Origin of the sequence: Algisphaera agarilytica (genome assembly GCF_014207595.1) — a bacterium.
Lineage (GTDB): Bacteria > Planctomycetota > Phycisphaerae > Phycisphaerales > Phycisphaeraceae > Algisphaera > Algisphaera agarilytica.
Genome location: NZ_JACHGY010000001.1, coordinates 2,343,609 through 2,368,691, shown reverse-complemented (window position 1 = coordinate 2,368,691; position 25,083 = coordinate 2,343,609). Strand labels below are relative to the sequence as shown.

Annotated in this window: 20 protein-coding genes; 10 read left to right on the top strand and 10 right to left on the bottom strand. The window is 64.7% G+C overall.

Annotation, left to right across the window (positions count from 1 at the left end; all coding sequences use genetic code 11):
• Positions 1 to 68 precede the first annotated feature (68 nt).
• Complete coding sequence (locus HNQ40_RS10190) at positions 69 to 1,055, top strand: quinone oxidoreductase family protein (protein WP_184677734.1); 987 nt, start codon at positions 69 to 71, stop codon at positions 1,053 to 1,055.
• Between the two features lie 74 nt (positions 1,056 to 1,129).
• Positions 1,130 to 1,324, top strand: coding sequence for a PspC domain-containing protein (locus HNQ40_RS10185; RefSeq protein WP_184677733.1), 195 nt, complete (start codon positions 1,130 to 1,132; stop codon positions 1,322 to 1,324).
• A gap of 25 nt (positions 1,325 to 1,349) precedes the next feature.
• On the opposite strand, the gene murB is transcribed toward HNQ40_RS10185, so the two are convergent.
• From murB to mnmA, 5 genes are all read right to left on the bottom strand, one after another.
• Positions 1,350 to 2,273, bottom strand: a complete 924-nt coding sequence (gene murB, locus HNQ40_RS10180; protein WP_184677732.1) for a UDP-N-acetylmuramate dehydrogenase — start codon at positions 2,271 to 2,273, stop codon at positions 1,350 to 1,352.
• A gap of 92 nt (positions 2,274 to 2,365) precedes the next feature.
• Positions 2,366 to 3,211, bottom strand: a complete 846-nt coding sequence (locus HNQ40_RS10175; protein WP_184677731.1) for a hypothetical protein — start codon at positions 3,209 to 3,211, stop codon at positions 2,366 to 2,368.
• A 20-nt stretch (positions 3,212 to 3,231) separates the two neighbouring features.
• Complete coding sequence (locus tag HNQ40_RS10170) at positions 3,232 to 3,798, bottom strand: heavy-metal-associated domain-containing protein (protein ID WP_221435472.1); 567 nt, start codon at positions 3,796 to 3,798, stop codon at positions 3,232 to 3,234.
• A 185-nt stretch (positions 3,799 to 3,983) separates the two neighbouring features.
• Positions 3,984 to 4,343: a hypothetical protein gene (locus tag HNQ40_RS10165; RefSeq protein ID WP_184677729.1), complete on the bottom strand. Its 360-nt coding sequence runs from the start codon at positions 4,341 to 4,343 to the stop codon at positions 3,984 to 3,986.
• An 88-nt stretch (positions 4,344 to 4,431) separates the two neighbouring features.
• Positions 4,432 to 5,640, bottom strand: coding sequence for a tRNA 2-thiouridine(34) synthase MnmA (gene mnmA / locus HNQ40_RS10160; protein ID WP_184677728.1), 1,209 nt, complete (start codon positions 5,638 to 5,640; stop codon positions 4,432 to 4,434).
• A 102-nt stretch (positions 5,641 to 5,742) separates the two neighbouring features.
• On the opposite strand from mnmA, the gene HNQ40_RS10155 reads away from it, so the two are divergent.
• The 5 genes from HNQ40_RS10155 (at position 5,743) to HNQ40_RS18515 (ending at position 13,861) form a co-directional block, all read left to right on the top strand.
• Complete coding sequence (locus tag HNQ40_RS10155; protein ID WP_184677727.1) at positions 5,743 to 7,626, top strand: hypothetical protein; 1,884 nt, start codon at positions 5,743 to 5,745, stop codon at positions 7,624 to 7,626.
• 578 nt (positions 7,627 to 8,204) lie between these two features.
• On the top strand, positions 8,205 to 10,409 hold the full coding sequence (locus tag HNQ40_RS10150) for a methyl-accepting chemotaxis protein (RefSeq protein WP_184677726.1): 2,205 nt from the start codon (positions 8,205 to 8,207) through the stop codon (positions 10,407 to 10,409).
• Positions 10,410 to 10,549: 140 nt separating this feature from the next.
• Positions 10,550 to 11,884, top strand: coding sequence for a phosphoribosylamine--glycine ligase (purD, locus tag HNQ40_RS10145; protein ID WP_221435471.1), 1,335 nt, complete (start codon positions 10,550 to 10,552; stop codon positions 11,882 to 11,884).
• A gap of 50 nt (positions 11,885 to 11,934) precedes the next feature.
• Positions 11,935 to 12,357: a hypothetical protein gene (locus tag HNQ40_RS10140; protein WP_184677725.1), complete on the top strand. Its 423-nt coding sequence runs from the start codon at positions 11,935 to 11,937 to the stop codon at positions 12,355 to 12,357.
• Between the two features lie 322 nt (positions 12,358 to 12,679).
• A complete protein-coding gene (locus HNQ40_RS18515; protein ID WP_184677724.1) occupies positions 12,680 to 13,861 on the top strand; it encodes a flavin monoamine oxidase family protein in 1,182 nt (393 codons plus the stop codon).
• A gap of 34 nt (positions 13,862 to 13,895) precedes the next feature.
• Here HNQ40_RS18515 and HNQ40_RS10130 read toward each other — a convergent pair whose 3' ends face one another.
• The 3 genes from HNQ40_RS10130 to HNQ40_RS10120 form a co-directional block, all read right to left on the bottom strand.
• On the bottom strand, positions 13,896 to 14,243 hold the full coding sequence (locus HNQ40_RS10130) for a hypothetical protein (RefSeq protein ID WP_184677723.1): 348 nt from the start codon (positions 14,241 to 14,243) through the stop codon (positions 13,896 to 13,898).
• A 170-nt stretch (positions 14,244 to 14,413) separates the two neighbouring features.
• Positions 14,414 to 15,022: a hypothetical protein gene (locus tag HNQ40_RS10125; protein ID WP_184677722.1), complete on the bottom strand. Its 609-nt coding sequence runs from the start codon at positions 15,020 to 15,022 to the stop codon at positions 14,414 to 14,416.
• A gap of 144 nt (positions 15,023 to 15,166) precedes the next feature.
• Entirely contained in the window at positions 15,167 to 16,582 is a 1,416-nt protein-coding gene (locus tag HNQ40_RS10120; protein ID WP_184677721.1) for a glycosyltransferase, read from the bottom strand.
• A gap of 506 nt (positions 16,583 to 17,088) precedes the next feature.
• Here HNQ40_RS10120 and HNQ40_RS10115 point away from each other — a divergent pair.
• The gene (locus tag HNQ40_RS10115; RefSeq protein ID WP_221435470.1) at positions 17,089 to 18,132 is read left to right on the top strand and encodes a YHYH protein; all 1,044 of its coding nucleotides are present in this window, start codon (positions 17,089 to 17,091) and stop codon (positions 18,130 to 18,132) included.
• Positions 18,133 to 18,344: 212 nt separating this feature from the next.
• Here HNQ40_RS10115 and HNQ40_RS10110 read toward each other — a convergent pair whose 3' ends face one another.
• Both HNQ40_RS10110 and HNQ40_RS10105 read right to left on the bottom strand, forming a co-directional pair.
• Positions 18,345 to 19,913, bottom strand: coding sequence for a serine/threonine-protein kinase (locus tag HNQ40_RS10110; protein ID WP_184677720.1), 1,569 nt, complete (start codon positions 19,911 to 19,913; stop codon positions 18,345 to 18,347).
• 98 nt (positions 19,914 to 20,011) lie between these two features.
• Complete coding sequence (locus tag HNQ40_RS10105; RefSeq protein ID WP_184677719.1) at positions 20,012 to 20,812, bottom strand: TrmH family RNA methyltransferase; 801 nt, start codon at positions 20,810 to 20,812, stop codon at positions 20,012 to 20,014.
• A gap of 345 nt (positions 20,813 to 21,157) precedes the next feature.
• Between HNQ40_RS10105 and HNQ40_RS10100 the strand changes: the two genes are divergently transcribed.
• Both HNQ40_RS10100 and HNQ40_RS10095 read left to right on the top strand, forming a co-directional pair.
• A complete protein-coding gene (locus HNQ40_RS10100) occupies positions 21,158 to 23,110 on the top strand; it encodes a ShlB/FhaC/HecB family hemolysin secretion/activation protein (RefSeq protein WP_184677718.1) in 1,953 nt (650 codons plus the stop codon).
• A 149-nt stretch (positions 23,111 to 23,259) separates the two neighbouring features.
• Positions 23,260 to 25,077 carry a two-partner secretion domain-containing protein gene (locus HNQ40_RS10095; RefSeq protein WP_184677717.1) on the top strand — a complete coding sequence of 606 codons (1,818 nt, stop codon included), beginning with the start codon at positions 23,260 to 23,262 and terminating at the stop codon, positions 25,075 to 25,077.
• Positions 25,078 to 25,083: the final 6 nt, after the last annotated feature.

Below are 25,083 nucleotides of genomic sequence, written 5' to 3'. Positions count from 1 at the left end.
TTTTCTTTTGCACTCGGTAAACCGGCCCACGATGCCGCGGCGTTGCGCGAGGAGATACAATTTCCACCATGAAAGCCATGACCATCCCCGCCACCGGCGAGCCGTCGGTGCTGACGCTCGCTGAACTCGACCAGCCCACGCCCGGCGACCACGACCTGCTCATCGAGGTCCACGCCTCGGGGCTCAACCCCGTGGACACCAAGCTCCGCAGCGGCAAGTTCCGCGCCCCGGTGACGTTCCCCCTGGTGCCGGGGTTTGATGTGTCGGGGCGGGTCGTGGGCATCGGCCCCGAGGTGACGCGTTTCCGCCCGGGCGACGCGGTGTTCGCCTCGCCGCCGTTGTTCAAGCCCGCGGCCCACGCTGAGTATGTGCTAGTGGATGAACGCCTGGCGGCCCGCAAACCCGAGTGCCTGTCACACGTCGAGGCGGCGGCGATTCCCCTGGCGCTGCTCACCGCGTGGGAGCTGCTCTACGACATGGCCCACGTTAGCGAAGGCCAGACCGTGCTGATCCACGCCGCGGCCGGGGGCGTCGGGCACTTCGCGGTCCAGCTCGCCAAGGCGCGGGGCTGCGTGGTGCTGGGCACCGCATCGTCGGACGAGTCTTTCGCGCTGCTCGATACGCTCGGCGTCGATCACACGATCAACTACAAATCCGAAGACGTCGAAGCCCGCGTGATGCAGATCACCGAAGGCCAGGGCTGCGACGCGGTGTTCGACCTGGTCGGGGCCGAGGTGTTCAAGGCGAGTATCCCGCTCGTCGCGACGCGTGGCTGCCTCGGCACCATCGTGGGCATCCCCGCCGACGCCGAGCTGAACCCGTTGTTCCTCAAGAGCGCCAGCCTCCACGCCGAGTTCATGGGCAGTACCGCGATGAACGGCGGCACGCCCGCCCACCAGGGCGGCATCCTCAAGCAAGCCAAGGCCATGGTCGAGGCCGGCACGCTCAAACCCCACGTCTCGCAAACCTTCCCCCTCGAAGACCTCGCCGCCGCACACGAACTCCAAGCCAGCGGGACGGCCACGGGCAAGCTGGTCATCAAGTTACGGGATTGATAAACCCACGCCATTGATTCCCGTATGTGTGAAACCCCCATCGAACAAAGCGTTTTCATCCGTACAATGGGTGCATGACAGGTAACGCCCTAACACGATCGACAGACGACGCCATGCTCGGCGGGGTCTGCAGCGGCTTAGCCAAATGGCTGGGCTGGGACCCCACGCTTGTACGGGTGGCCTACGTTTTGATTTCGTTTTTCTCGGCGGCCTTCCCCGGGATACTCGTCTACATCCTGCTGTACTTTGTCATGCCGGATGACAACTGACGATTAAAACGATCTGCGGGGGCGATTACCACACCACCACTTCGCGTTCGAGGTCGATGCCGTGGCGCTGCGCGATGGTTTGTTGCACGTGGTCGATGACCGCCAGGAGGTCGGACGAGGTGGTCTTGCCGGGCTCGGCGACGACGAAATTTGCGTGGAGTTCGGAGACGCTGGCCCCGCCGACGGTGTAGCCCTTGAGGCCGGCCCGGTCGATGAGTTGGCCGGCGGTCGCGCCGACCTCGGCGGGCGGGTTCTTGAAGCAGCAGCCGGCGGACTTGTCGCCCATGGGTTGGCTGTTCTTTTTGTAGAAGTAGATTTCTTTGTAGCGTTTCATCAGCTCGTCGGAGTCGGCGGGGGTGAGTTCGAACTCGACCTCGAGGATGAACGGCGCGGTGATGTTGGTGCTGCGGTAGTTGAACTCCAGGTCGTCGCGGTCGCGGTAGTAGACCTGCCCGGCGTCGGACATGACCTGGACCCGCTTGACGGATTCGCCGATGTCGCCGAACGCGCCGCCGGCGTTCATGCGGACCGCCCCGCCGACGGTGGCGGGGATGCCGGCGATGTGGACCAGGCCGTCGAGCCCCGCGCGGGCCGAGGCGGGCACGAGTTTGAACAGGTCCACGCCAGCGCCGGCGACGATGCTGCCCTGCTTCTCGTCGATGGTGATGTTTTTGAAGTTGGGGTCGTCCAGCCGAACGACCACGGCGTCGACGCCCTCGTCGCGCACGAGCAGGTTGGCCCCCGCGCCCAGGACCGTGATCGGCACGTGCTCTTCGTGGCAGCGTGACACCAAAGTCGAGAGCTGGGCGACGTTGCTGGGCGAGGCGAGGATCGCGGCGTGGCCGCCGGTTCGGTACCACGTCAGGGCGCCGAGCGGAGCGTCGGCGGTGTGCTTGATGTTCAGGTCGGCGAGGAAGTCGGGGCGGACGGTGAAAGAGCTGTCGGGCATTTGCGGATTGTAGCGAGAGTCGCAAAGCCACGAAAAAAGCCCACGCACGATCGGAGATCGTACGCAGGCCGGGGGGTTTCCAATCACGAGATTTAGAACAGGTAGCGGATGCCGAAGTTGATGCCGAACTCCAGATCCGTGCGGTGGTCCAGCTCCTGGAAGACCGGGACGTGGAACGTGGCTTCGAACGCCCACTGCGGGCCCTCGTACATCCAGCCGGGAGCGAACATCATCGAGGTGTCGCCGTTGGTCTCGTAGCGTCCGAGCAGCTGGGCCTGGACGTAGTGCGAGCCCACGGTGTCGGCCGAGTATTCCTCGGGCGAGAGGCGGTAGAGGTACGAGCCGTCGAGCTTGAGGGCGTCGTACTTGCTGTCGCCGAACTCGATGACGAAGCCGTCTTCGCTGCCGGTGTTGAACTTCCACAGGGCCGAGGCGTTGAGGCCGTGGCGTCCGTCGATGCGGGTGTAGGCCACGCCGAGCAGCGGGTCGAGGCTGTCGCTGGAGAAGCCGTCGTCGAAGGTCGGGACTTCCGCTCCGGTGAGCAGCACGGCCCGGCGGGTCTCGATGGGGCCGACGTCGTTCTGATAGAACCGGTATTGGTACATCAGGGTGATGTCGTCCAGCCCCCAGCCGTCGGCGTCGGGATTCGGCGCTGCGTTTTCCAGGTCCCAATACATGACCGGGACGTGAACCATGAGGGCCGATTCACGGGTGAGGCCGTAGGCCAGCGTCGTCTCGAACTCCCACATGTCGACCCGGCCGAAGCCACCGGGGCGGGGGTCGTCCATGCGGGAGAAGTGGGTCTCCTGCCGGACAATCAGCACCTCCCAGCCGGGCTGAACCGCGGCGGGCATGTCGGTGGACTGCTGGGCGTGAGCGCCCCCCACCCCGGCGAGCGCGGCCACCAGGACCGCGCCCGCCCGAGTGACGGTTTTCATGGTTGTGTTAAAACCATGCGTCACGGTGTCACCACTTCTTCAGGCAGGGTGACTTCGCCGGCGGTGTAGCCCGCGTCGTTGACCGCTTGGAACAACTCGTCGGCCGAGGGCGCGGGGGTGTCGTCTTCGAGGCCGACGATCACTTGGCCCTTGCCCAGGTCGATCTTGGTCCAGCTGACGCCGTCGAGCTTCTGCATCCGGCGGTCGATGTTGGACGCACACAGCGGGCAGCTCATGCCCTTGGCGTCGATGGTGGCGACGCGTTCAGACATCGTAAGTTCTGCGGGAGCGGCCTCGGATTGCTTGGCCGTGCATTTGGTGCAGGCTTCGCCGGCGGCACAGGTCGCACAGGCGTGTTCGCCTTTCTTCTTGGCATCGCACGACGCGCAGTCTTTGCCCGCGGCGCAGCTTTCACAACTGGTTTTGCCTTCCGACGCGACGCAAACCGTGCAGGCCTCGCTGGCACTCTTCGCGTCGCAGTTCTTGCACTCGGTGCCCGCGGCGCAGTTCGAACACGCGGGCTTGGTCACGCCTTCGGAGGCCGAGTCGGGGGTCGAGGCACAGCCCACCAGTAACGACAGGCACATCATCAAACTTAGGGGAATCATAAATCGCATAACACATCATCCTTTCAGGATGGTTGGGTTCAGGGGGATGGCACGCCGGGTCTGTCCGGCATGCCGAATTGCTCAGATACCGAAGCGCGATCGAAAATCGCACCTCGCAGGTTGAGCGGCAAAATAAAGTGAGCGCGCAGCCGACCGCCCGGTGGCTAGGTCAACCAGCGGCAGTACATGGTGTGGACCGATCGGGGCGTCGGCCCGGGGAGAACGGTGCTATCGGTCTGGGGATATGTGGGACGGTCGAGCGGATCGCTCCAGTCGAGGGTCCAGGAGGCGGGCAGGAGGAGCACCGTCGGCGCGGTGTCGACCGGGCGCGGCGGTGTGGCGGGGGCTTCGGGGGTGGAAGCGGGGGTCGGCGCATCCGTGACACAGCAGCACGCCGCGCCGCAGCAGGCCATCTTGCAATCCTCGGCCACCACCGCGGGCTGGGCCGCGGCCGCGTAGAAGCAGCTGGCGCTGGGGGCCAGGCCGGTGCAAACGAAGACGAGGATGAGCAGGAGTCGGGACATCGGGGTCCTTGGGGAATGTTTCCGCTCTCTATGATACGTCGCTGGACGCTATGGGTTCAATCGGCGGAAATCCCCAGCGCCATCCAGTCTATTTTTGGACCGCATCGATCCAGCCCCCGCCGAGGACGGTGTCGCCGTCGTAGCAGACCACGGCCTGGCCGGGGGTGACGGCGCTGACCGGGTCGGTGAAGGCGACTTCGAGGGCATCGTCGCCGGTGACGCGGACCCGGCCGGGGGTGGGCGGGGAGTTGTAGCGGACCTTTACCTCGCAGTCGCGCCAGTCGGTCGGGACGTCGCTGGGGTCGATGAGCCAGTTGGTCTGGCTCGCGGTACAGCCCACGGCGAGCAGGTCGTCCTTGCCGCCGACGGTGACGGTGTTGGTGGCGGGGTCTTTGTCGACGACGTAGATCGGCTTGCCCACGGCGACGCCGATGCCGCGGCGCTGGCCGAGGGTGAAGTGCTGCTGGCCGTCGTGTTGGCCGAGCACGTTGCCGTCGGTGTCGAGGATATCGCCGGTGTCGAAGCCGCCCTCGGTGCGGCGCTCGACGAGCTTGGCGTAGTCGTTGTCGGGGACGAAGCATATCTCCTGGCTGTCGGGCTTGTTGAACACCGGCAGGTCCAGGTCGTCGGCGATCTGGCGGACCTCGGATTTCTGCATCTCGCCGATGGGCAGGAGCATGTGGTCGAGGCGGTCGCGCGGGCTGCCGAAGAGGACGTAGGACTGGTCTTTGGAGCGGTCGACGCCGCGGAGCAGGCGGGCACCAGACGCTTCGCCGGTCCGGGGCTTTGTCGCTCCACTCCGCAGCCCACGGCTGATGCGGGCGTAGTGGCCGCTGGCGACGTAATCGCAGTCGATGCTCTTGGCGTATTGGTGCAGCTTGCCGAACTTCAGCCAGTCGTTGCAGCGGACGCAGGGGTTGGGCGTCCGCCCGGCGTTGTACTCATCGACGAAGTAGTCGATGATCCGGCCGAAGTCCTTCTTGAAGTTCATCACGTAGAACGGGATGCCCAGGATCGCGGCGACGTGGCGGGCGTCTCCCGCGTCGTTCACCGAGCAGCAGCCCTGCTTGTGTTTTTTGACTTGCGGTAACGCAATGTCCCCCCCGCCCGTATCACCGGGGACAGGGCACGGAGCCATGTTGTCGTAGCCGTCGGCCGCTTCGATCGAATCGTCGCTGCCCAGGCGCATGAAGCAGCCCACGACCTCGTACCCCTCCTGTTGGAGCAGGGCCGCGACCACGGACGAATCGACGCCGCCGGACATGGCAACGAGCACTTTTTTACCGTTCTTGGGCATGGAACCCCTGATTGTAGCCCAATTGACGCGGTTTCAAGCGACCCAAAGGAGTATGATTTGACCATCCACTTTCGATTCTTTTCCCGATCAAAAGGAAACCCCATGCTCGCAACCCCTCGACTGACCCGCACCCTCGCCGGCGTGGCCACGGCTACCGCTGTGTGTCTGGCCGGCCCCTCCGCCTGGGCGCAGGATGCGCCGGCCGCCGCGCCGATGGTCACCACCACGCTCGACCAGGCCGCCGAGGGCGCCGAGATCGTGATCATGATCCCCTCGATGAGCGGGCTCAGCGAAGCCATCGCCGGCTTCGCCACCGAGACCGGCCTGGACCAAGTCGCCCCCGAGCTCGACGACGGCCTGGGCGCGTTCAAGCGTCAGATGGGCTGGCTCGAGGGCGTGGATGACGAGGGCGCGATGCTGGTCGTCATCACCGATCTGGCCGACGCCATCGACTCGGCGGTGCAGGACGGCGACAAAGAACCCAGCGCGATGATGCTCGTGCCGGTCAGCGATTACAAAGCCTTCGTCGCGCAGCTCGGCGGCGACCCGATGGCGGATATCACCTCGGTGTCCTACGACAGTTTCGACGGCTTCTCCAAAGAACAGAACGGCTACGCCCTCATGGGCGAGACCCTCGAAAGCGTGCAGGCCTATGCCGCCGGCAAGCAAGGCCAGGCCATCACCAAGGCCATGGGCCCGCTGGTTACCGAATACCTCAACGGCGGCGATGCGCTCATCTACGTCGACATGGCGTCGCTCGCCCCGTCGCTGAACCTGGCGATCGATCGGGCCATGGAAGAGATCGGCCGCGAGATGGGCGACCCGAACAACGATATTCCCGCCGCGTTCAAGGGGACGCTCGACACCATCATCCGTTTCTACGAGGCCTACGGCCGCACACTCGTGGACGGCAACGACAAGGTCCTGCTCAGCGCCGACTTCGGCGACGGCGGGCTGGGCCTGACCATCTCGTCGATGCTCACCAAGGACAGCGAGCTCGCCAGCTACTTCACCCCCACCGACAAGGCAGGCGACTCCACCAACGCCGCGGGCCTCCTGGCGACGCTGCCCGACAAGTCCTACATCTACGCCAGCTCGGTCGACTCCACCCAGCTCGGCATCAACGCGATGATCGAGAAGATCGACGAGGTGCTGGGCGGTGAAGACGCCGGGTTCCTGGCGATGTACACCGAATCCTTCGCCATGATGAAGGACGTCAAGGGTGCCGCCAGCGTGTTCTACGCCCCCAACCCCGCCGCCATGATGGCCGGCGGCTTCTACACCTCGCTCACGCTGTACGACGTGGACGACGCCGAGGCCTTCAAGGCCCAGAACAAAGCCAACTTCGAAAAGCTCGGCGGCATGAAGATCACCCTCCCCGAGATGGAAGCGGGCCAGGGCGAACAGGAGATCACCTTCACCACCACCTACACCGACAAGGCGTTGGTGATCGAAGGCGTCGAGGTGGATCAGTTCCAGATGAACATGAACCTGCCCCCCGCCATGATGCAGCAGTTCGGCCCGATGGCGATGCTCATGGGCAACTCCGGCACCGGCGGCTACATCGCCGCGAAGGACGGCAAGGTCCTGGTCAGCACCGTCGCCGACACCCAGCTCATCACCCAAGGCCTCCAAGCCATCGGCCAGGACGACGGCATCGGCTCGGCCGGCACCATCGCCACCATGCGGGACAATAACCTGCCCGCCGACGCGTCGATGGAGGCCTACGTCAGCCTCGCCGGCATCGCCGAGACCGCCAACCCGTTCCTGCTGATGTTCTCGCCCAACGGCCAACAGCTCGACATCCCCGCCGACCTGCCCCCGCTGGGCATGGGTGGGGCATCCGACGGCGAAGCCTTGGCCCTCCGCATGTTTGTGCCCCACGAAGTCGTGAAGTTTGGCGTGGACACCTACCAGGAGTTCGCCCCCGCCGAGCAGAACCAGGGCGGCCGTGACGGTGCGCCCCGGGCGCCGCGGGCTTACTGATGTGTTGCCGGACTTCTCACGCGTCCCACACACAATCAGTTCATCTCACAAACACTCGACCGGCCGCGTCTTTCACGACGCGGCCGGTTTTCGCAGGGACGGTCTGATAACGCCGAGGCCCTTCGTGCCGCCCCTCAATCCTGCCTGACTTCTTTCCGATTGCGCTACCAGCGGAGCCTATTTGCCCCGCTCGGAGCGAATGCATGTCGGCCTCGCGCATCCCCACCTATCTATTGATCGCCCTGATGTGGCTAGCGGTATGTGTGCCCAGCTATGCGCCGCCAACGGAAGACATACTCATCTATGGCCCGCCCCTGCCTCAACCCCAGCCCGCCCCTGCGGTCGCCGTGTCCAATAAACCGGTAACCGTCACATCCGCTCGGGGAACCCCCCATTTATCCCCAGACGCAGCTCCTCAGGCTCCCGAGCCTGAACGCTATGACCGAATTACTCCCGTAAGCCATTCAGGCGGTATCACGCCACGATCCAGGAGTTGGAACATCATGTTGATCGACATCGTTCTCCCCATTCTCACTTTTGCCTGCGTCGCGATAGCCATTTGGTTCTTGCGGGAGCGTATGACAATCAAGGTCAAACTCATTGTGCTGACCGTCTCAGTCGGATTGACTTCGATCTACGTAGTCGGCGCGATCGCCACCGCCCGCTCCAGCGAAGCGCTGCTCTATGACCGCAAGCACGAACTCGAGGCGATCAACTACGGCCGTCAGCACGAGATCGAGAGCTACTTCAAGTTCATCCGTGCGCAGATGGTCAACTTCAGCCAAGACCGCGGCATCAGCGAAGCGGCCTACCACTTCTCCGAAGCTTTCAAGTACCTCGATTACGAAATCGACTTCGACACCAGGCCCGGCAGCGACGCACACCGCGCGGTGGCCGGCTATTACGACAACCAGTTCCGCCCCCGCGCCGAAGAGGCCGGGCAGACCTACCGCGGTGCTGAAGCCTATGTCCCGCGTTCTAGCGCCGGCGTCGCGCTTCAGTCCTGGTACATCGCCAACAACCCCCACCCCGTCGGCGAGAAGCTCAAACTCGACAAGCACGACGCGAAGGTGCAATACAACATGCACCACGGCAAGTACCACCCGCAGATCCGCCGGTTCCTCGAGAGCTTCGGCTACTACGACATCTTCTTGTTCGACAAGAAGGGCAATCTCACGTACTCGGTCTTCAAGGAAACCGACTACGCCACCAACTTCCTGACCGGCCCGTACAAAGACACCAACTTCGCTGACGCCGTCCGCAGCGCTCTCGCGTCGAACTCGCCCGGCGAGGTGTTCATCGAAGACTTCGACTTCTATGAGCCGAGCTACGGCGCCCCCGCTGCGTTCATCAGCGCCCCGGTTTTCTGGAACGGCCAACTCATCGGTTGTGCGGTGTTCCAAGCCCCCGTCGACAACATCAACGAAATCATGTCCGGTACCAAGGGCTTGGGCGAAACCGGCCAATCGGTCCTGCTGGGGCACGACAAGCTGCTCCGCTCCAACGACCGCTTCGACGAGTCGGCCACCATCCTCAAGGGCGGCCTGGACGACAAAGCCGTCACCGCCATGCTCGCCGGAGAATCGGGCGTCATGCAGGTCCATGACCACGGCAAAGACCTGCTCATGGCGTTCAGCCCGCTGAACATCGAGGGCCTGGAATGGGGCATCATCACCGACATTGAGATGAAAGAAGTCGTCGCCCCCTCCAAGAAACTCAAGGCGGAGCTCGCCGGCATCGGCCTGGGCATCGCCATCCTCGTGTCGCTCATCGGCTACTTTTTCTCGGTCAAACTCGTGAAACCGATCGCTCCGATCCTCGGGCGTGCCCGTGCGATCGCCAAGGGTGATCTGTCCGGCGAAGCCTTGCCAGTAAAGACCAAAGACGAGTTCGGCCGACTGACCGAATCGATGAACGAGATGAGCGGTGCCCTGCGTGAACTCATCCAGGAAGTCGCCCATACTAGCCAAGAGGTTGCCGCGGCTTCGACGCAGATCGCGGCCTCAAGCGACGAGATCGCCCACGGCATGAACGAGCAGACCGCTCAGGTCCATCAGGTCTCGTCCGCCGTTGAAGAGATGTCCGCTTCGATCATCGAAGTGGCGCGCAAGTCTTCCGACGCCGCCAACTCGGCCGAACACTCCGGCTCGGTTGCCAGCGAAGGCGGTCAAGTGGTGCAAGAAACCATCGACGGCATGCACGCCATCAGCGAAGCGGTTTCCGCCTCGGCCCTCAGCGTCGAAGAACTCGGTAAGCGTGGTGAGCAGATCGGTGAGATCATTGCCACCATCAACGACATCGCCGACCAGACCAACCTCTTGGCCCTCAACGCCGCGATCGAGGCCGCTCGGGCCGGCGAACACGGCCGGGGCTTTGCCGTCGTCGCCGATGAAGTCCGCAAGCTCGCCGACCGTACCACCCAAGCGACCGAAGAGATCAGCCAGTCGATCTCCGACATCCAGACCGAAACCACCCTGGCCGTGGACCGCATGAACGCCGGCACCGACCAGGTCACCACCGGGGTAAACAAAGCCAGCGCCGCCGGCGAATCGCTCAAGCAGATCGTCGCCTCGGCCCAGGACGTTTCGAGCATGGTGCGTTCCATCGCCGCCGCTGCCGAGCAGCAGTCCGCCGCGTCCGAGCAGGTCGCCCGGAGCGTCGAGTCGATCTCCGCCGTCAGCCAGCAGACCGCCGACGGCGGGAAACAGGCCGCCCGCGCCGCCGGCATGCTCAGCCAGAAGGCCGAGCAGCTCCAGATGCTCTGCGGCCAGTTCAAGCTGTAAGCCCCGCATCAAGACGCATTCAATCGCCGCTTGCGGCTTAGCGCTGGACCTCGATCCACGCCAAGCCGCCAGCGGCTTTTCGATGCGCCCGGTTCCGTCCAAAACTTGCCATCCCCGCCCATCCCGCTACCCTGCCGCCGATGGCAAAGAAAACCAAAGGTAACGCCGGGGCGGGCCTCCCGTCCGACCCCATGAACGTCCTGATCCTCGGTGCCGGCGGCCGCGAGCACGCCCTGGGCTGGAAGCTCAAGCAGTCCAAACGCTGCAAGAAGCTGTTCTTCGCCCCCGGCAACGGCGGCACCGCCGCCCTGGGCACCAACGTCGACCTCAAGATCGAGCCGGTCGACACCAAGAACGTCGACGCGATCGACTACTTCTGCCGCCACAACGACATCGGCCTGATCGTCATCGGCCCCGAAGACCCGCTCTGCCACGGCCTGGCCGACCGCCTCGCCGCACCGGGCCGACACATCTTCGGCCCCACCGCCGACGGTGCCCGCCTCGAGGGCGACAAGGCCTACGCCAAGGACCTCATGAAGGGCGCGCTCATCCCGACCGCCGACTCCAAGACCTTCACCAACTTCGAGATGGCCAAGACCTACGTCGAGGCCCGCGAGACCCCCGTCGTCGTCAAAGCCACCGGACTGGCCAAGGGCAAGGGCGCGATCGTCTGCTCGACCAACGAAGAAGCCGTCGAAGCCCTCGAACGCTGCATGGTCCACAAAGAGTTCGGCGAAGAAGGCACCACCGTGCTCGTCGAAGAACGCCTCGTCGGCCAAGAGGTCTCGATCCTCGCACTCGTCGACGGCCGCAACCTCTTCCTCCTCGACCCGTCCCAGGACCACAAGCAGGCCCACGAGGGCGACACCGGCCCGAACACCGGCGGCATGGGCGTGTACTGCCCCACCCCGCTCATCACCGAAGAGCTGCTCACCCAGATCCAGACCGAGGTCCTCGTCCCCGCGGTCGACGCGATGCGCCGCGACGGCATCGACTTCAAGGGCGTGCTCTACGCCGGCCTCATGCTCACCGCCGGCGGGCCCAAAACGCTGGAGTTCAACACCCGCTTCGGCGACCCCGAAACCCAGCCGCTGATGATGCGCCTCAAGGGCGACCTCATGCACGCCATGCTCGCCACCGCGACCGGCAAGCTCGACGAGGTCGACCTCTCCTGGGACCAAGGTGTCTGCTGCTGCGTCGTCATGGCCAGCGGCGGCTACCCCGGCGACTACGAAAAAGGCAAGCCCATCACCGGCATTGAAGATGCCGAGAGCGATCCGGACGTCACCGTCTTCCACGCCGGCACCAAGCTCACCCGCGAGAATGCCCTGGTCACCGACGGCGGCCGCGTCCTGGGCGTCTGCGCCCTGGGCGACACGCTGAAGGAAGCCCAAACCAAAGCCAACACTGCCTGCGACAAGATCAAATTCGAAGGCGCTCAGTTCCGCCGCGACATCGGTTTCCGGGTGATGTGAGTCGCCCCGGTAAATATAAACTAGCTAATCAACTGTCCTGAAGCAGAGGTATGGACGAGACAGAGCAATTCATCAAACTCGTCGATAGCATTTGCCGCCGTCCGAAGATGTACACCGTGAACGGTACGTTCGGTGAGGTTGCAGCGTTATTCACTGGAATACAGATCGCTTCTTCCGATTCCCCAATCGCAGACGATAACAAGCGAACGCTAAACCTATTCGTAAACGCTCGACTTCTGGTTCCCGATAAATATGGGTGGGCCGGTGCGATTCGATTGGTCTGCGACGACGATGAGACAGCAATAACAAGGCTTCGCGAACTGCTTGTCGAGTACGCCAAGCTACGGCAAACCAAATCGCTGAACGAAATTCGTAAACTGGCCGCCCAAATACGAGATACACACGTCGAACCGGAGCAAGCAAAAGTTTGGCGTCAGTCCCTGCCGCTCGCTACTCGTCAGATCGAGCATTAATTGAGCCATTGATTTTGGCACACCCTGACGCCGCAGTGTTATGGCGTGGAGATGGTACGCCTCCTGGTGTAGCCGGCCAACTTATGGCGATTACCGATTCATACGTCGTGTCTATCATTTCCGGGTCGATCGAATCAGGCAAGGTATCGCTAGCGACAGAGATAGGTAAGGTTGACGCACATTTTGTGGATGGTGACTGGCGGATCGATGCCAGTCAGTTTATTAAAAGGGAACTTACCCGAGATGTATGAAGCATTGCATCTGGGGAAAGGTAAGGTTCCAGAAAACGTTATCTGATCCGTAGATTTATACTGCTCAGACCATGTTCGATTCGCCTAACACGCCACTCGGCCGTCGCCGCTTCATCGCCCAGGGGATGGCGGGATTGGCTTCACTGCTGGTCGGCTGTAACAGCCGGAGCTCGAAGGTCGCGGCGGAGCGGTTGGGAGAACGCATCGTGATCGTGGGGGCGGGGCCGGCGGGGATGACGGCGGCGCACCTGCTCCGTCAGTACGGCGTTGAGGTCGCGGTGTTCGAAGCGGCGCCCACGCACGGCGGGCGGATCAAGCACCACACCACGTTTACGGATTTCCCGATCTCGCTCGGGGCCGAGTGGGTCCATGTCGGGCCGGGGATTCTTGATGAGATCGTGAACGACCCCGCGGTGAACGTGACCACCAAAGTCAGGGCGTATGACCCCAACGACCTCGCCGGTTATTACGACGGCCGCCTCATGCTCGGGCCCATCGGCGACGAGCTCGACCGCAAATTTGTCGGCTCGAGCTGGCTCGACTTCTTTAACACCTACATCTACCCCGGCATCGCGGACGCCATCACGTTCGACTCGCAGGTCACGGCGATCGACTACGCCGGAGACACGGTCCAGTTGACCGACGCCAAGGGCGCAACCCATGTCGCCGACCGCGTGATCGTCACCGTGCCGCTCAAGATCCTCCAGCGCGGCGACCTCGCCTTTACGCCCGCCCTGCCCCCGCGACGCGCCCGCGCGATCGCATCGGCCGACATTTGGAGCGGGCTCAAAGTCTTCCTCGAATTCACCGAAAAGTTTTACCCCGCAGCGCTGGCGTTCCCGGACAGCGAAATGAAACAGGGGCAGCGGCTCTACTACGACGCCGCGTACGGACAAAAATCCCAAGCAAACATCTTGGGTCTGTTCGCCGTTGGCCACCACGCCGAAAGCTACCTGGTGTTGTCCGAGGACGAACTACTCAAGCGGATTCTCGCCGAGCTCGACGAGGTCTTCGAGGGCGAGGTAAGCCGCACCTACGTTCGGCACCTCGTCCAGAACTGGAACGACGAACCGTACATCCACGCCGCGTACCTCGCCGACGATGCGCCGGTATCGACTTCGCAACACCTGGCCGGCTCGGTCGATGACCGGGTGTATTTCGCGGGGGATGCCTACACGCGGTTTCACGACTGGAGCAGCGTACACGCCGCCGCATGGTCCGCGATGGAAACGGTTGAGGATTTACTGAGTTAGTTCCGCCGAATGGGCGGTAAGGAAAACCGCGATCTCACTTCACCACTTCGATCGGCCCGTGGTCGTCGCAGTGGCCGTCGTGGGGGTGGTGGAGGTGGCCAGCCACGAGGTAGCAGATGTGGTCGCCGTGGGGGACGGCTTCGTGGCCGCAGCCGGGGCCGTGGACGTGGTCGGCATCATGACCCGAGCAGGTGTGGCCGCCGGTGCAGCCGTCGGGGTTGGTTTCTGAGACTTCGATGACGTGCTCGTCCACGTGGTCGCCGTGGGGATGGTGGAGGTGGCCATCGTGGAGGTAGTCGACGTGGTCGCCGTGCTTGATGGCGGTGTGGCCGCAGCCGGGGCCGTGTTCGTGGTCGTGGTTTTCGTGGATGTTGCAGCTCATGGTGGGGTCCAGTCGGTCATGCGGGGTTGGCGAGCGCGGGAACATCCATGTGGCTCGCAGTTGGTATCTAATCGTACGAACCACGACGGTGATTATCAATAAGATTTATCGTAAACCTTTATTTCACAGATATTTGATTATCAATTATCAATAAATGACCGTAACCCGCCTCAGTCTTTATGCCGGAGCAGCGGCGGCTTTTCCATGATGCGGGCGTTTTCGAGGCGGATCTTTTCTTTCTCGTCGCGGCTGCGGACGATCTCTTCGAGGGGGAAGAATGAGGTGTGTTTGGACCACTCCTGGTCTTCCTGGCGGAAGCGTTTGCCGGGGTCGACCACAAGCGTGGTGTCGCGGTCGTAGATCTTGCCCGAGGCACGGATACGGCAGCGTTCGAGCGGGCGGCTGGTTTGGGACTTGCCGCGGTTCAGGCCGTCGCGGGTGTACTTGGCCGAGCAGATCGGGCAGCGGAAGATGCCGACCTCGGGCTCCCAGCGGACGACCGAGGTGGAGTGTTTGTCGCTGGTGCATTCGGCGGCAAGGGCGACGAGCATCTTGTGCCCCGAGACGAGGTACACGCCGTGCGAGTCGGCGAAGTTGGTGTAGACGCGGTTGCGGCGGTATTTGTCGGGCAGCCCGATGTCGAACGAGCCGGACGACACCTTCGACCGGTGTGTCGCCGCGGCGGCGGACTGCGGGTCGCCGCAACCCATGGGCAGCGTGGCGAGGGGCGCAACGGCCAGGGCCCGGAGAAACCATCGGCGGGTGAATTGATCTTCCATCGCGGTAGTTATCGGCAACCCCGCAACGCCGCGTGGAATCAATCGGGCGCAGAAACACCGTTGCGTTGTCCGATAACCGGATCGCACGGCCTGGTGAAACTGGGATAAATTTGCTGTGGCGGAATACGTCGACTCACAGGCGGGTCACACCACCGATTCGTAGACCTCGTGGCACTTCGCGGCAGCGCCTTCCCACGTGAGCTTGCGGACCTCGAGGTCGGCGTGTTCACGCATGGTCGCGCCCAGCGGCGGGTGACGCAGCACGGCGACGATCTTGTTGGCCATCTCGTCGGTGTCCCAGAAGTCGACCTTCAGGGCGTGCTCGATGACTTCGCTGACGCCCGACTGCTTGGACATGATCACCGGCACGTCGTGGGCGATCGCTTCGAGCGGCGCGATGCCGAAGGGTTCGCTGACGCTGGGCATGACGTAGACGTCGGCCATCTTGAAGACGCGCTCGACGTCATCGCCCCGCAAGAACCCGGTGAAGACGACTTTGTGCCCGATCCCGGCCCGGGCGGCCATCTCGATGAGTTCCTGGATCTTGTCGCCGGTGCCCGCGACGACGAACTTCACGTGGTCGAGGATCTCCAGGACCCGCTTGGCGGCGCGGATGAAGTACTCGGGGCCCTTTTGCATGGTGACCCGGCCGAGGAAGAGGACGATCTTGTCGTCCTTGTCGATCTTGGGCGGGATGGTGATGTCGGGGTTGGCCGGGCCGTTCTCAATGCCGTTGTAGACGACTTCGATCTTGTCGGGGTGGAGGTCGTAGCGTTCGACCAGCACGGACTTGGTGCGGCGGGACACGGCGATGATGCGGGTCGCGGCGTGGCAGCCCTCGTGTTCGATGCCGCGGACGACGGTGTTGACGTTTTCGCCGGAGCGGTCGTATTCGGTGGAGTGGACGTGGACGATCAGCGGCTTGCCGGTGGCGCGGGCCACGGCGATGCCGGCGGGGAAGGTCAGCCAGTCGTGGGCGTGGATGACGTCGAAGTCTTCGCCGCGGGCCAGGTCGACGCAGAGGTTGGCGTAGCGGTGGGCCTCGGCGGTGAGGTCGCCGTCGTAGTCGGGGGCTTCCTGCGTGCGGGCGGGTTCGGGCTCGGGGGCCTCGGCGACCGCGGTGCCTCCGCCCTGGGTGATCGCGAGGGGCTGGGGGATCGAGGCCTGGGGGTTGATGAAGCTGATGGGTCCGCCCGTCGAGCTCTCGCCGCGGGAGGCGACCGAGGCCCCGCCGGCGTAGGGCGAGCTGAACTTCGAGGGCACGGCCTTGAAGCTGACGTTTTCGAAGTCTTCTTCTTCGCTGTCACCCGGCATCACGGGGGCGTCGATCTCATAGGAGCTAGCGACGGATTCGGGGGCCCGATCGCCGACCGCGGCCTTGGGGGCCTGGGGCGAGAGGAGCTTGACGTGCGACGTGAAATCGCTGTCCACCGTTTTGGGCAGCACGAAGGTGACGCCGGTGTTTTGGCGGGACAGGGCCTTGGTCAGTCCGTAGCAAGCGGTGCCGAGCCCCCCACTGATAAAGGGGGGGAACTCCCAGCCGAGCATGAAAACGCGCATCGTGATCCTTCCATCGCAGTATTGAGCGACAAGCCAGGTGCTTGGGCCGATCGAAACAAATGATTCGGTTAGCGATGAATTAGGTCCTGGTTCCTGCCAAGCAGACCACCGTTTGGGCGGTGGGGTTTCCCTCTTGCACAACAACATAGCAAGACCGTGAAGCAGGTCAACATGTTATGAACTCAGTTCTCGGGTTATGAGACGGTTGAGGCGGGGATCGCCCGGCGGTGTCTTCGTCGGGGGGCGGCCGGCCAAGCTCGAGAAAACCCGCCTTACGGGCTGGCAGGGTGTGAAACACGCGTTCCACCACTCCGATGGCTTGCGACTTCGTCCGCGGGAGGCGGGCCGGGCTGAACGAAAAACAAATGCTTTGGCTCGCGGCCGAATCGTTGCGGGTCGGGGCGGACGATAGAGCCTTGCGGGCTGAGCGAGGACGGGTCTGCAATAACCCGCGTCAATCGGCGTTGTGCTCTCTACCCCGCCTCCCCCTCCCGCTGGAGCCCCCCATGCAACGAATCGCCACCCCCCTGCTCGCCGCCGCTCTGTTCCTGCCCGCCGGGTCTTCGCTGGCCCACTTCTCCTCGGAACACGACGAGGAACACCACCACACCGAGGTCGATCCCGAGATGAAGGCGCTGTACGCCAACGTCAACGGGTTCGAGCACAAAGCGCTCATCACCGAGAAGGACGGCTACCGCTTCATCACCTCCAACGGCATCCCCGACCACGTGCCCGGCAGGTTCCCGACGCGTGGCAACCCGAATACCATCTCCGCCCAGAACTACACGTTCCGCATGCCGCTCGACCCCGAGGCCGCCGACGGCGAGGTCCGCGGACGATTTCTCTTCGGCGTGGCGATCAACGGCGTGCCGTTTGAGCCCGGCACCGCGGAGATCTGGACACCCAACGGCCGGGGCCGCGGGGCCGACGCCCCCCGAGACGGCTGGCGTTACGAAGCCCTCACCGGCAACATCAACCTGGGCCTCGACGACCACAACGCCCACGTCCAAAACACCGGCGCGTACCACTACCACGCGCTGCCCGTGGGCGTCTACGAAGAGGCCGCGGGCAAGCCGGCCTCGCGGGTGCCCGACCAGATGGTGCTCATCGGATACGCCGCCGACGGCTTCCCGATCTACGGCGTGTGGGTCCACGAAGACCCCAACGACCCGGCCAGCAAGCTCATCAAGCCCTCAAGCAGCTACCGCGTCAAAGAGGGAAGCCGGCCCGCCCGCAGCGACGTCTCGCCCGGCGGCAAGTACGACGGCACCTTTGTCCAGGACTGGGAATACGTCGAAGGCCTCGGCGACCTCGATCAGCACAACGGCCGACACGGCGTCACCCCCGAGTACCCCGACGGCACCTACTACTACGTCATCACCGAAGACTACCCCTTCATCCCCCGCAGCTTCTACGGCAACCCCGACCGCAGCTTCGCACCGGCCCGTCCGCACGGGACCGAGCGTGGCGAACGCGGAGAACGCCGACGCGGCGAACGGCGTGGCGGTGAAGACGGCGAACGCCCCCGCCGTCCCCCGCCGCAGCGTTAAATTGCACTGATGAATATGAACCACGGTGCGGAGAATGGCGTGGAACCCCTCCCCCGCCGGGGGAGGTGGGCGGCGTAGCCGGTCGGAGGGGGAACGTGGTGTCGGCGCTGGCAGGAAACATCTGCGGCGAGATGGAAACGACTCGGAGTTCCCTCACCCCAGCCCTCTCCCGAGGGGAGAGGGGGCCAAGGCCCGCCACTGGTTCTTAGCAATTAATCCAGCATCTCGATCTGCTCGGGCGACGTCACTTGGATCTGCGGCGTGCCGAACATGGAGGAAAGCTCGCCGGTCACGCGGATGCGTTGGCCGGCGAGCTGTTCTCCGTGGGATCCTCCAAACGCGGTACCCATCTTTTCGTATGCGCTCGGCTTCCAGATCACCTGGAAGTCTCCCCGGCCGTTGCCTTCGAACTTCACCATGAAGGTCTTGCCCGACTGGCTGAGTTGAGCCGACTGGACCCGGCCGGTGACCGAGACCACGGTGTCGTCCGCGACCAACGGCTTGATCTGCTGGGTTTGATCGGCGGTAAACTCCAACACGTCCGCGTTCACTGCGGCGGGCTCGGTGGCGGGCGGGGGGAAAGGCGTCGGAGGAACGGACGCTGTCTCGATCGGTGGTGGCGGCTCGGTCGTGGTGGTGGTGGTGGCGGTTGTCTCCTCCAATGCTTCGGTTTCGGGCGCAGTCACTCTGGCAACCGACTCGGCCTCGAGCGATTGCGATTCTGCCGGAGTAGCCGGAGGTGATTCATGGTTGTTGCCACTGAACGCGATCATCGCGCCCCCACCCAACGCCAGCGCCGCGACGGACGCCCCGGCGATCAGCCACGGCGTCTTCTGGCGTCGGCCCGCGGCCGGCGGCATCACCGCGGCCAGACTCGCGCTGGAGAGCGACATGCTCGAACCCGCCGGGCCCATCGCGATGCTGTGGCCACGCAGCAGCCGGGCGAAGACTTCGCAGTCGGCGTGACGCTCTTCGGGGTCTTTGGACAACGCCGTCTCGATGCCCTGGATCAACACGTCGGGCAGGTCGGGGCAGTGCTCGGCGAGCGAGGGCGTGGGCTCGTTGGCCTGCTTGATTAAGACCTCGCGGACGTTCTTCCCGCTGAAGATCGGCTGCCCCGTCAGCATGTACCACACCGTGCAGCCCAGGCTGTACTGGTCGGACGCGGGCTGGGCGGGCTGGCCGCGGGCGACCTCCGGGGCGATGGTCGAGGGGGTGCCGATGATCCCGTCGGGCATGCGGAAGTCGTCGTTGGGATCGCCCAGGTCGGCCAGGCCGAAGTCCGCCAGCTTGCAGCGGCCCTCGCGGGTGAGCATCAGGTTGCTGGGCTTCACGTCGCGGTGGATGACGCCCAACCGGTGGCCGAACGCTAAGGCGTCGGCGGCATCCGCGGCGAGGTCGCAGGCCTTGGCGGGGGCGATCCGGCCGCTGTTCTTGATGAGCTGTTTCACGTCGCCGCCCTGCACCAGGTCCATGGCGATGTAGAGCAGGTCTTTCTGCTGATCGATCTCCAACACGTTGACGATGCTGGGGTGGTTGAGCTTCGCCGCGGCCCGGGCTTCGCGGACAAACTGCTGGGCCTTGGCCTGGGCTTTAGGATCATCTTTGGAAGTGGCGACAACTTTGAGCGCGACCTGCCGCTTGAGCGTCGTGTCCTCGGCGAGGAACACCTTGCCCATCGCGCCCTGCCCGAGCAGGCTGAGCAGCCGGAACTTGCCCAGGCGTTTGTTGAGCCAACGGCTCTCGGCGGGTTGGTGTTTCTTCGCGTCGGCCAACTTCAAACTCCGCAATTCCCCAGCAAAACGCTGCCGCCTCGACCGATTCAATTGTACGCTCACCCGCGCTCCCGATACCCCCCATAAATGTAGGGGTTACCGAATTAACACGATCGCCGACGCACCGCTTCGAAGAGCAGCACCGCCGCGGCGTTCGAGGCGTTGAGTGAATCGGTCGAACCGGCGGCTTGGGGGATGGTGAGTTTCACGTCCGCCGCGTCGCGCCACGTTTGGTCCAGCCCCGCGTGTTCCGGGCCGACGACCACGGCCAAGGCCTCACCCGGCTTCGCCCAATCAAGCTGGTAACAGTCCGCCCCACCATCGGCGAGCGCAGCGGCGACAGTGACGCCCCGCTCGCGCAGCCACGCCACCGCCTCGGTCGGGTCTTCGACCACGACCGTCGGCAACGCGAACACCGCGCCGGTGCTGTTGCGGATGGCGTTGGGGTTGAACACGTCCACCGCCGGGCCGACGGCCAACACCGCGTCGCACCCCGCGACCGCCGCGGTCCGCACCATCGCCCCGAGGTTGCCCGGCTTCTCCGTGCCCACCGCGACCATGTAGAAACCCGCTTCGCGTTCGGGCAGATCGCCCAACGAAAAGCTCGGCGTCTCGAACACGGCCAACGCCCCCTCGGGCTTGTCGTGGTACGCCATCTTCGCAAGGACCTCGCGGCTCACCCACGTCGGCTCCGCCTCGGGCCAGCCGTCCAGCTGGTCGTCGAGCATCTCCCGACACGCGAACCATTCCGCCAGCCCCAGCCCCGCCGCGACCGCCCGGCTAATCTCGCGGTGCCCCTCGGCCAAGAGTACGCCCTCCCGGCGGCGTTCCCGGGGCTTGCGCAGACGCACCACCCGCTTCACCCGGGGGTTGGTCAGGCTGGTGATGGGGGCCGATTCGGTCATGGCCGCATCCTATCCGGTTGAGCCCCATCACACCCCGACGGGTGGCCGGGGCTGAGGCTGGGCGAAGCCCCGGAGACGTGCATCGACCGCCCGCCTTGTACTCTCGTTCCGGGGCATCGCGGACTCTGCCCCGGCCACCCGTACGCCAACCCCTGAAATACCCCTGGTTGGCTCACGAGTGGGCCCGCATACATCCGATAATCGTTACACGCCGCACGCTTTGCCATGCGTCGGCCAGAAAGAATGGATCGCCGCTCAGCCTGGGCTATAACAAAAGTAGATCCCTTGGCGTTGACCGGGCGAGTCCCCCGTGTGGCGACGGACGTCTCTGACAGGAATCCACCCATGAAACTTCTCCGCACCAGCACCCAGGTCCTGGCCGCCGTCGGCTCGATGGCGGGCGTGTGGTGGACCGTCGCCCAGGAAGCCCCGCTCAGCGGCACCGACGCGACCACCCTCCGCAGCGATCAGGCCGGGCCCCAGGCCGCCGCCGCGGACGGGCCGGCCTACGAGATCACCGCGTTCGACTTTGTCATGCTCCGCGACCTGCCGGGCCTGCCCACTCAGGACGACCTGAACAACATCGTCGTCGAGTTCCTCGAAACACCCACCGGCTACGTCGCCCCCCGCCCCGGCTCGGCGAACACCCCCGTCCGCCTCGGCGACCTGAACACCCTGCCCCTGGACACCCTCCACGCCAGCGCCGCCAACCACGTCGCCGCCGCCGTGGTCCGCGACTTCAACGACCGCGGCATCATCGGCGTGCTCGTCTCGCCCGACCCCAACGAAATCCGCGTCGACTTCACCGACCAGGGCACCGCCGTCTGGGGCGGCGACCTCCGAGCCGATGGCAACACGACGCTGCGCCTGCTGGTCCGCACCAACGTCGTCAGCGAGATGCGCACCGTCGCCAGCGGCGACCGCATCACCGACGGCCAGCGCGTGAACCACCCCAACCACCGCCGCATCCTCGCCAACTCGCCCGTCGGCGTGGGCGACCTGGTGAACCGCCGGCAGATCGACGACTACCTGTTCGACCTCAACCGCCACCCCGGCCGCAACGCCGCCGTGGCCGTGTCCACCGGGCTAAACCCGGCGCAGGGCGACACCGTGCTGGACTACCTCGTCAGCGAGGCCAAGCCGTGGACCGCGTTCTTCAACCTGTCCAACACCGGCACCGCCGACACCCGCGTCTGGCGCGAACGCTTCGGCTACCTCGATACCCAGTTCACCGGCAACGATGACATCTTCAGCATCGAGTACGTCACCGCGGGCTTCGAAGAATCCCACGCCCTGTTCATCAGCTACGAGCGCCCCTTCGAGTCCAACGACCGCCTGCACTGGCGGACCTACGGCACGTTCCAGGACTTCACCGCGTCCGACGTCGGTGCACCCGGCGCCGACTTCGACGGCACCGAGTACGGCATCGGCGGCGAGCTGATCTGGAACTTCTGGCAGAAGGGCCCGAGCTTCCTCGACCTGGTCGGCGGGGCCCGCTGGGAATCGGTCTACGTCGATAACCAGTTCGCCGCGATCGAAGAGACCGAGCCGTTCTTCGTGCCTTACCTCGGCGTGGCGTTCGAGAACACGACCCAAGTGAACACCACCACGGCCTACCTCGGCGTGGAGTTCAACCTCGACGGCGTGGCCGGCACCGACTCGCCGGACATCGACGGGCTGGGCCGGCTCAACACCGACGCGGACTGGGTGAAGTTCCCCTTCAGCCTGACCCATTCGTTCTACCTCGAGCCGATCTTCAACCGCGACGACTGGCTGAACATCTCCACGCCCGGCTCGACGCTGGCCCACGAGTTGTTCTTCGCCTTCCGCGGCCAGTACGTGCCCGACTCCCGGCTGAACCCCCAGGCCCAGGAAGTCCTCGGCGGGCTCTACACCGTCCGCGGCTACGACGAAGCCATCACCGCCGGCGACACCGTGCTGATCGCCACCGCCGAGTACCGCCTGCACATCCCCCGGCTGTTCACCCCGACCCCGGGCCAGCAACGCCCGGTCACGCAGATGTTCGGCGAGCCGTTCCGCACGTTCCCGCAAGAGCCCTACGGCAGCGCCGACTGGGATCTGGTCGCCAAGGCGTTCATCGACGCCGGCCGCAGCCTCAACAACGACCGCCTGTTCTTCGAGCAGAACGAAACCCTCGTCGGCGCCGGCGTCGGCGTCGACCTGCTGTTCAAACGCAACGCGAACTTCCGCATCGACTACGGCGTAGCGCTGGAAGACGCCGCGGGCACCACGGCTGGCTCTTCCCAGTTTCACTTCAGTTTTACGCTGCTGTACTAAACACGTAACCGCCTTGTAGGTCAGGTCTTCGACCTGACATCCACTCAAGACACACCCCGTCAGGTCGAAGACCTGACCTACACAAACCGCTTCGAGATTGGGATAAACGCCGCTAAAATGGCTGGTGGAGAACGAGAAAGAGAGACCCCATGACACCTCACATCCAATCCACGCTCGGTCTGGGCACCGCCCTCGTCGCGGCGGCGGTCGCTTTGCCCCTCCACGCCGCACCCGAAGGCGGCACGGTGATCTCCGGCAGCGCCACGATCGATACCGTCGGCAAGAACACGACGATCACCACCACGTCCCAGCGGACCATCCTCGAGTTCACCCAGTTCAACATCGGCAACTCCGAACGCGTCGTGTTCAACCAGCCCAACGCGAACTCGGCGGTGCTCAACCGCATCACCGGCGGGCAGCACACCAACATCCAGGGCTTCCTCGGCAGCAACGGGCAGGTGTACCTCGTGAACCCGGCGGGCGTGTCGTTCTCGCCGACGGCCGTGGTCAACGTCGGCCGGATCGTCGCGGCCGGGGCGAACATGGACAACGCCGACTTCCTCAGCGGCATCGACCGCTTCACCGACGCCACCGGGCGGATGACCAACCTGTCGGACAACCTGTTCGGTCGTGAGGGCGTGGTGCTGGTCGGCAAGAACGTCACCAACGACGGCACGATCTCCTCCGACAACGGCACCATCGTGCTGGTCAGCGGACAAGACATCTTGCTGCAGGACGGGCCCGACGGCCAGATCCTGATCAAGCTCGAAGGCTTCGGCACGACCGACGGACGACAAAGCAAGCTCACCAACAACGGCACCGTGGACGCGGGCAGCGACGGCCAGGTCTACCTCGGTGCCGGCGACCTGCTGGGCCTGTCGGTGTTCCGCAGCGGCCAGGTCGAAGCGGGCGAGATCACCCTCGACACCGGCGACGAATCGTTGACGCTCTCCACCGACAGCTCGGCCTTCGGCAACTTCAGCGACGACGCCACCATCACCATCAACACCCGCCAGCTCGCCTACCACGCCGGCTCGGCCCCCAACGATCGACTGATCCTCAACGCACCCGACGGCTTCATCAACATCGACGGCGACCCCAACCAGGGCCCGTCGATCGTCAACGGCCAACCCTTCCCCCCCGGCGACGGCGGGGATAACGGGGACGGTGGCGATAACGGCGACGGCGGCGACAACGGCGATGGTGGCGATAACGGCGACGGTGGAGACAACGGCGACGGTGGCGATGCTGGCTCGGGCACGAACAGCAGCTTCGTCGACGCCTACGCCCGCTTCCTCCCGACCGACCCCCTGACGACCGCGAGCGTGAGCCCGCCCACCGTGGATGCGGGCCTGGCCTCGTCGCTGCAAGACGGGCTGGGCATCAAGGTCAAAGACTTCGACGAGCAGCCGCTGCTCGAGTACCTGGTCGCCGCGACCGTGCTCAACGACCTGAACCTCTCTCCCACCGGCAACGCCACGCCGGGCACGACCCGGGTCAGCGCCAACCGGCTGGACTACCAGGCCGCTCAGCAAGCGGTCGGAGCGTATGAAGACGTGTTCTTCGTGAACGCGGGCGCGGACAACGCCTCGGGCGCGGGCAGCAGCCTGGCGGCGGGCGACGCGGCCGGGGCCAACGCCGCGGACCGCGCGGCGGCCACCTCGCCGGTGGACCAGACCCAGCAGGTGCGCTCGATGATCCAGCAGTCGGCCGACCGCTACATGGCCGATGCCGAGGTCACCGACATCGACCCGATCGAGTTTGTCCAATGGCTCAAGAAGCAGGACCCCGAAACGCTCGAAGCGTTGTCAGGCCTGGACGAACTGGTCAACGAAGCGATGCCCAACCTCGGTCTGGGTGCGGCGGAACTCGAGAACTTCAAGGCGTGGACCTACGGCAAGATCGCCCCGCAAGGCGTCAGCCTCCGCACCCTCGACGAACTCGTCGCCGCGGCGGGCAGCAACTGATCACCG

Bases quoted from the DNA above. Each gene is read 5' to 3' on its own strand.
- HNQ40_RS10190 (WP_184677734.1), top strand. From the start codon at position 69: ATGAAAGCCATGACCATCCCCGCCACCGGCGAGCCGTCGGTGCTGACG.
- HNQ40_RS10185 (WP_184677733.1), top strand. From the start codon at position 1,130: ATGACAGGTAACGCCCTAACACGATCGACAGACGACGCCATGCTCGGC.
- murB (WP_184677732.1), bottom strand. From the start codon at position 2,273: ATGCCCGACAGCTCTTTCACCGTCCGCCCCGACTTCCTCGCCGACCTG.
- HNQ40_RS10175 (WP_184677731.1), bottom strand. From the start codon at position 3,211: ATGAAAACCGTCACTCGGGCGGGCGCGGTCCTGGTGGCCGCGCTCGCC.
- HNQ40_RS10170 (WP_221435472.1), bottom strand. From the start codon at position 3,798: ATGTGCCTGTCGTTACTGGTGGGCTGTGCCTCGACCCCCGACTCGGCC.
- HNQ40_RS10165 (WP_184677729.1), bottom strand. From the start codon at position 4,343: ATGTCCCGACTCCTGCTCATCCTCGTCTTCGTTTGCACCGGCCTGGCC.
- mnmA (WP_184677728.1), bottom strand. From the start codon at position 5,640: ATGCCCAAGAACGGTAAAAAAGTGCTCGTTGCCATGTCCGGCGGCGTC.
- HNQ40_RS10155 (WP_184677727.1), top strand. From the start codon at position 5,743: ATGCTCGCAACCCCTCGACTGACCCGCACCCTCGCCGGCGTGGCCACG.
- HNQ40_RS10150 (WP_184677726.1), top strand. From the start codon at position 8,205: ATGACAATCAAGGTCAAACTCATTGTGCTGACCGTCTCAGTCGGATTG.
- purD (WP_221435471.1), top strand. From the start codon at position 10,550: ATGGCAAAGAAAACCAAAGGTAACGCCGGGGCGGGCCTCCCGTCCGAC.
- HNQ40_RS10140 (WP_184677725.1), top strand. From the start codon at position 11,935: ATGGACGAGACAGAGCAATTCATCAAACTCGTCGATAGCATTTGCCGC.
- HNQ40_RS18515 (WP_184677724.1), top strand. From the start codon at position 12,680: ATGTTCGATTCGCCTAACACGCCACTCGGCCGTCGCCGCTTCATCGCC.
- HNQ40_RS10130 (WP_184677723.1), bottom strand. From the start codon at position 14,243: ATGAGCTGCAACATCCACGAAAACCACGACCACGAACACGGCCCCGGC.
- HNQ40_RS10125 (WP_184677722.1), bottom strand. From the start codon at position 15,022: ATGGAAGATCAATTCACCCGCCGATGGTTTCTCCGGGCCCTGGCCGTT.
- HNQ40_RS10120 (WP_184677721.1), bottom strand. From the start codon at position 16,582: ATGCGCGTTTTCATGCTCGGCTGGGAGTTCCCCCCCTTTATCAGTGGG.
- HNQ40_RS10115 (WP_221435470.1), top strand. From the start codon at position 17,089: ATGCAACGAATCGCCACCCCCCTGCTCGCCGCCGCTCTGTTCCTGCCC.
- HNQ40_RS10105 (WP_184677719.1), bottom strand. From the start codon at position 20,812: ATGACCGAATCGGCCCCCATCACCAGCCTGACCAACCCCCGGGTGAAG.
- HNQ40_RS10100 (WP_184677718.1), top strand. From the start codon at position 21,158: ATGAAACTTCTCCGCACCAGCACCCAGGTCCTGGCCGCCGTCGGCTCG.
- HNQ40_RS10095 (WP_184677717.1), top strand. From the start codon at position 23,260: ATGACACCTCACATCCAATCCACGCTCGGTCTGGGCACCGCCCTCGTC.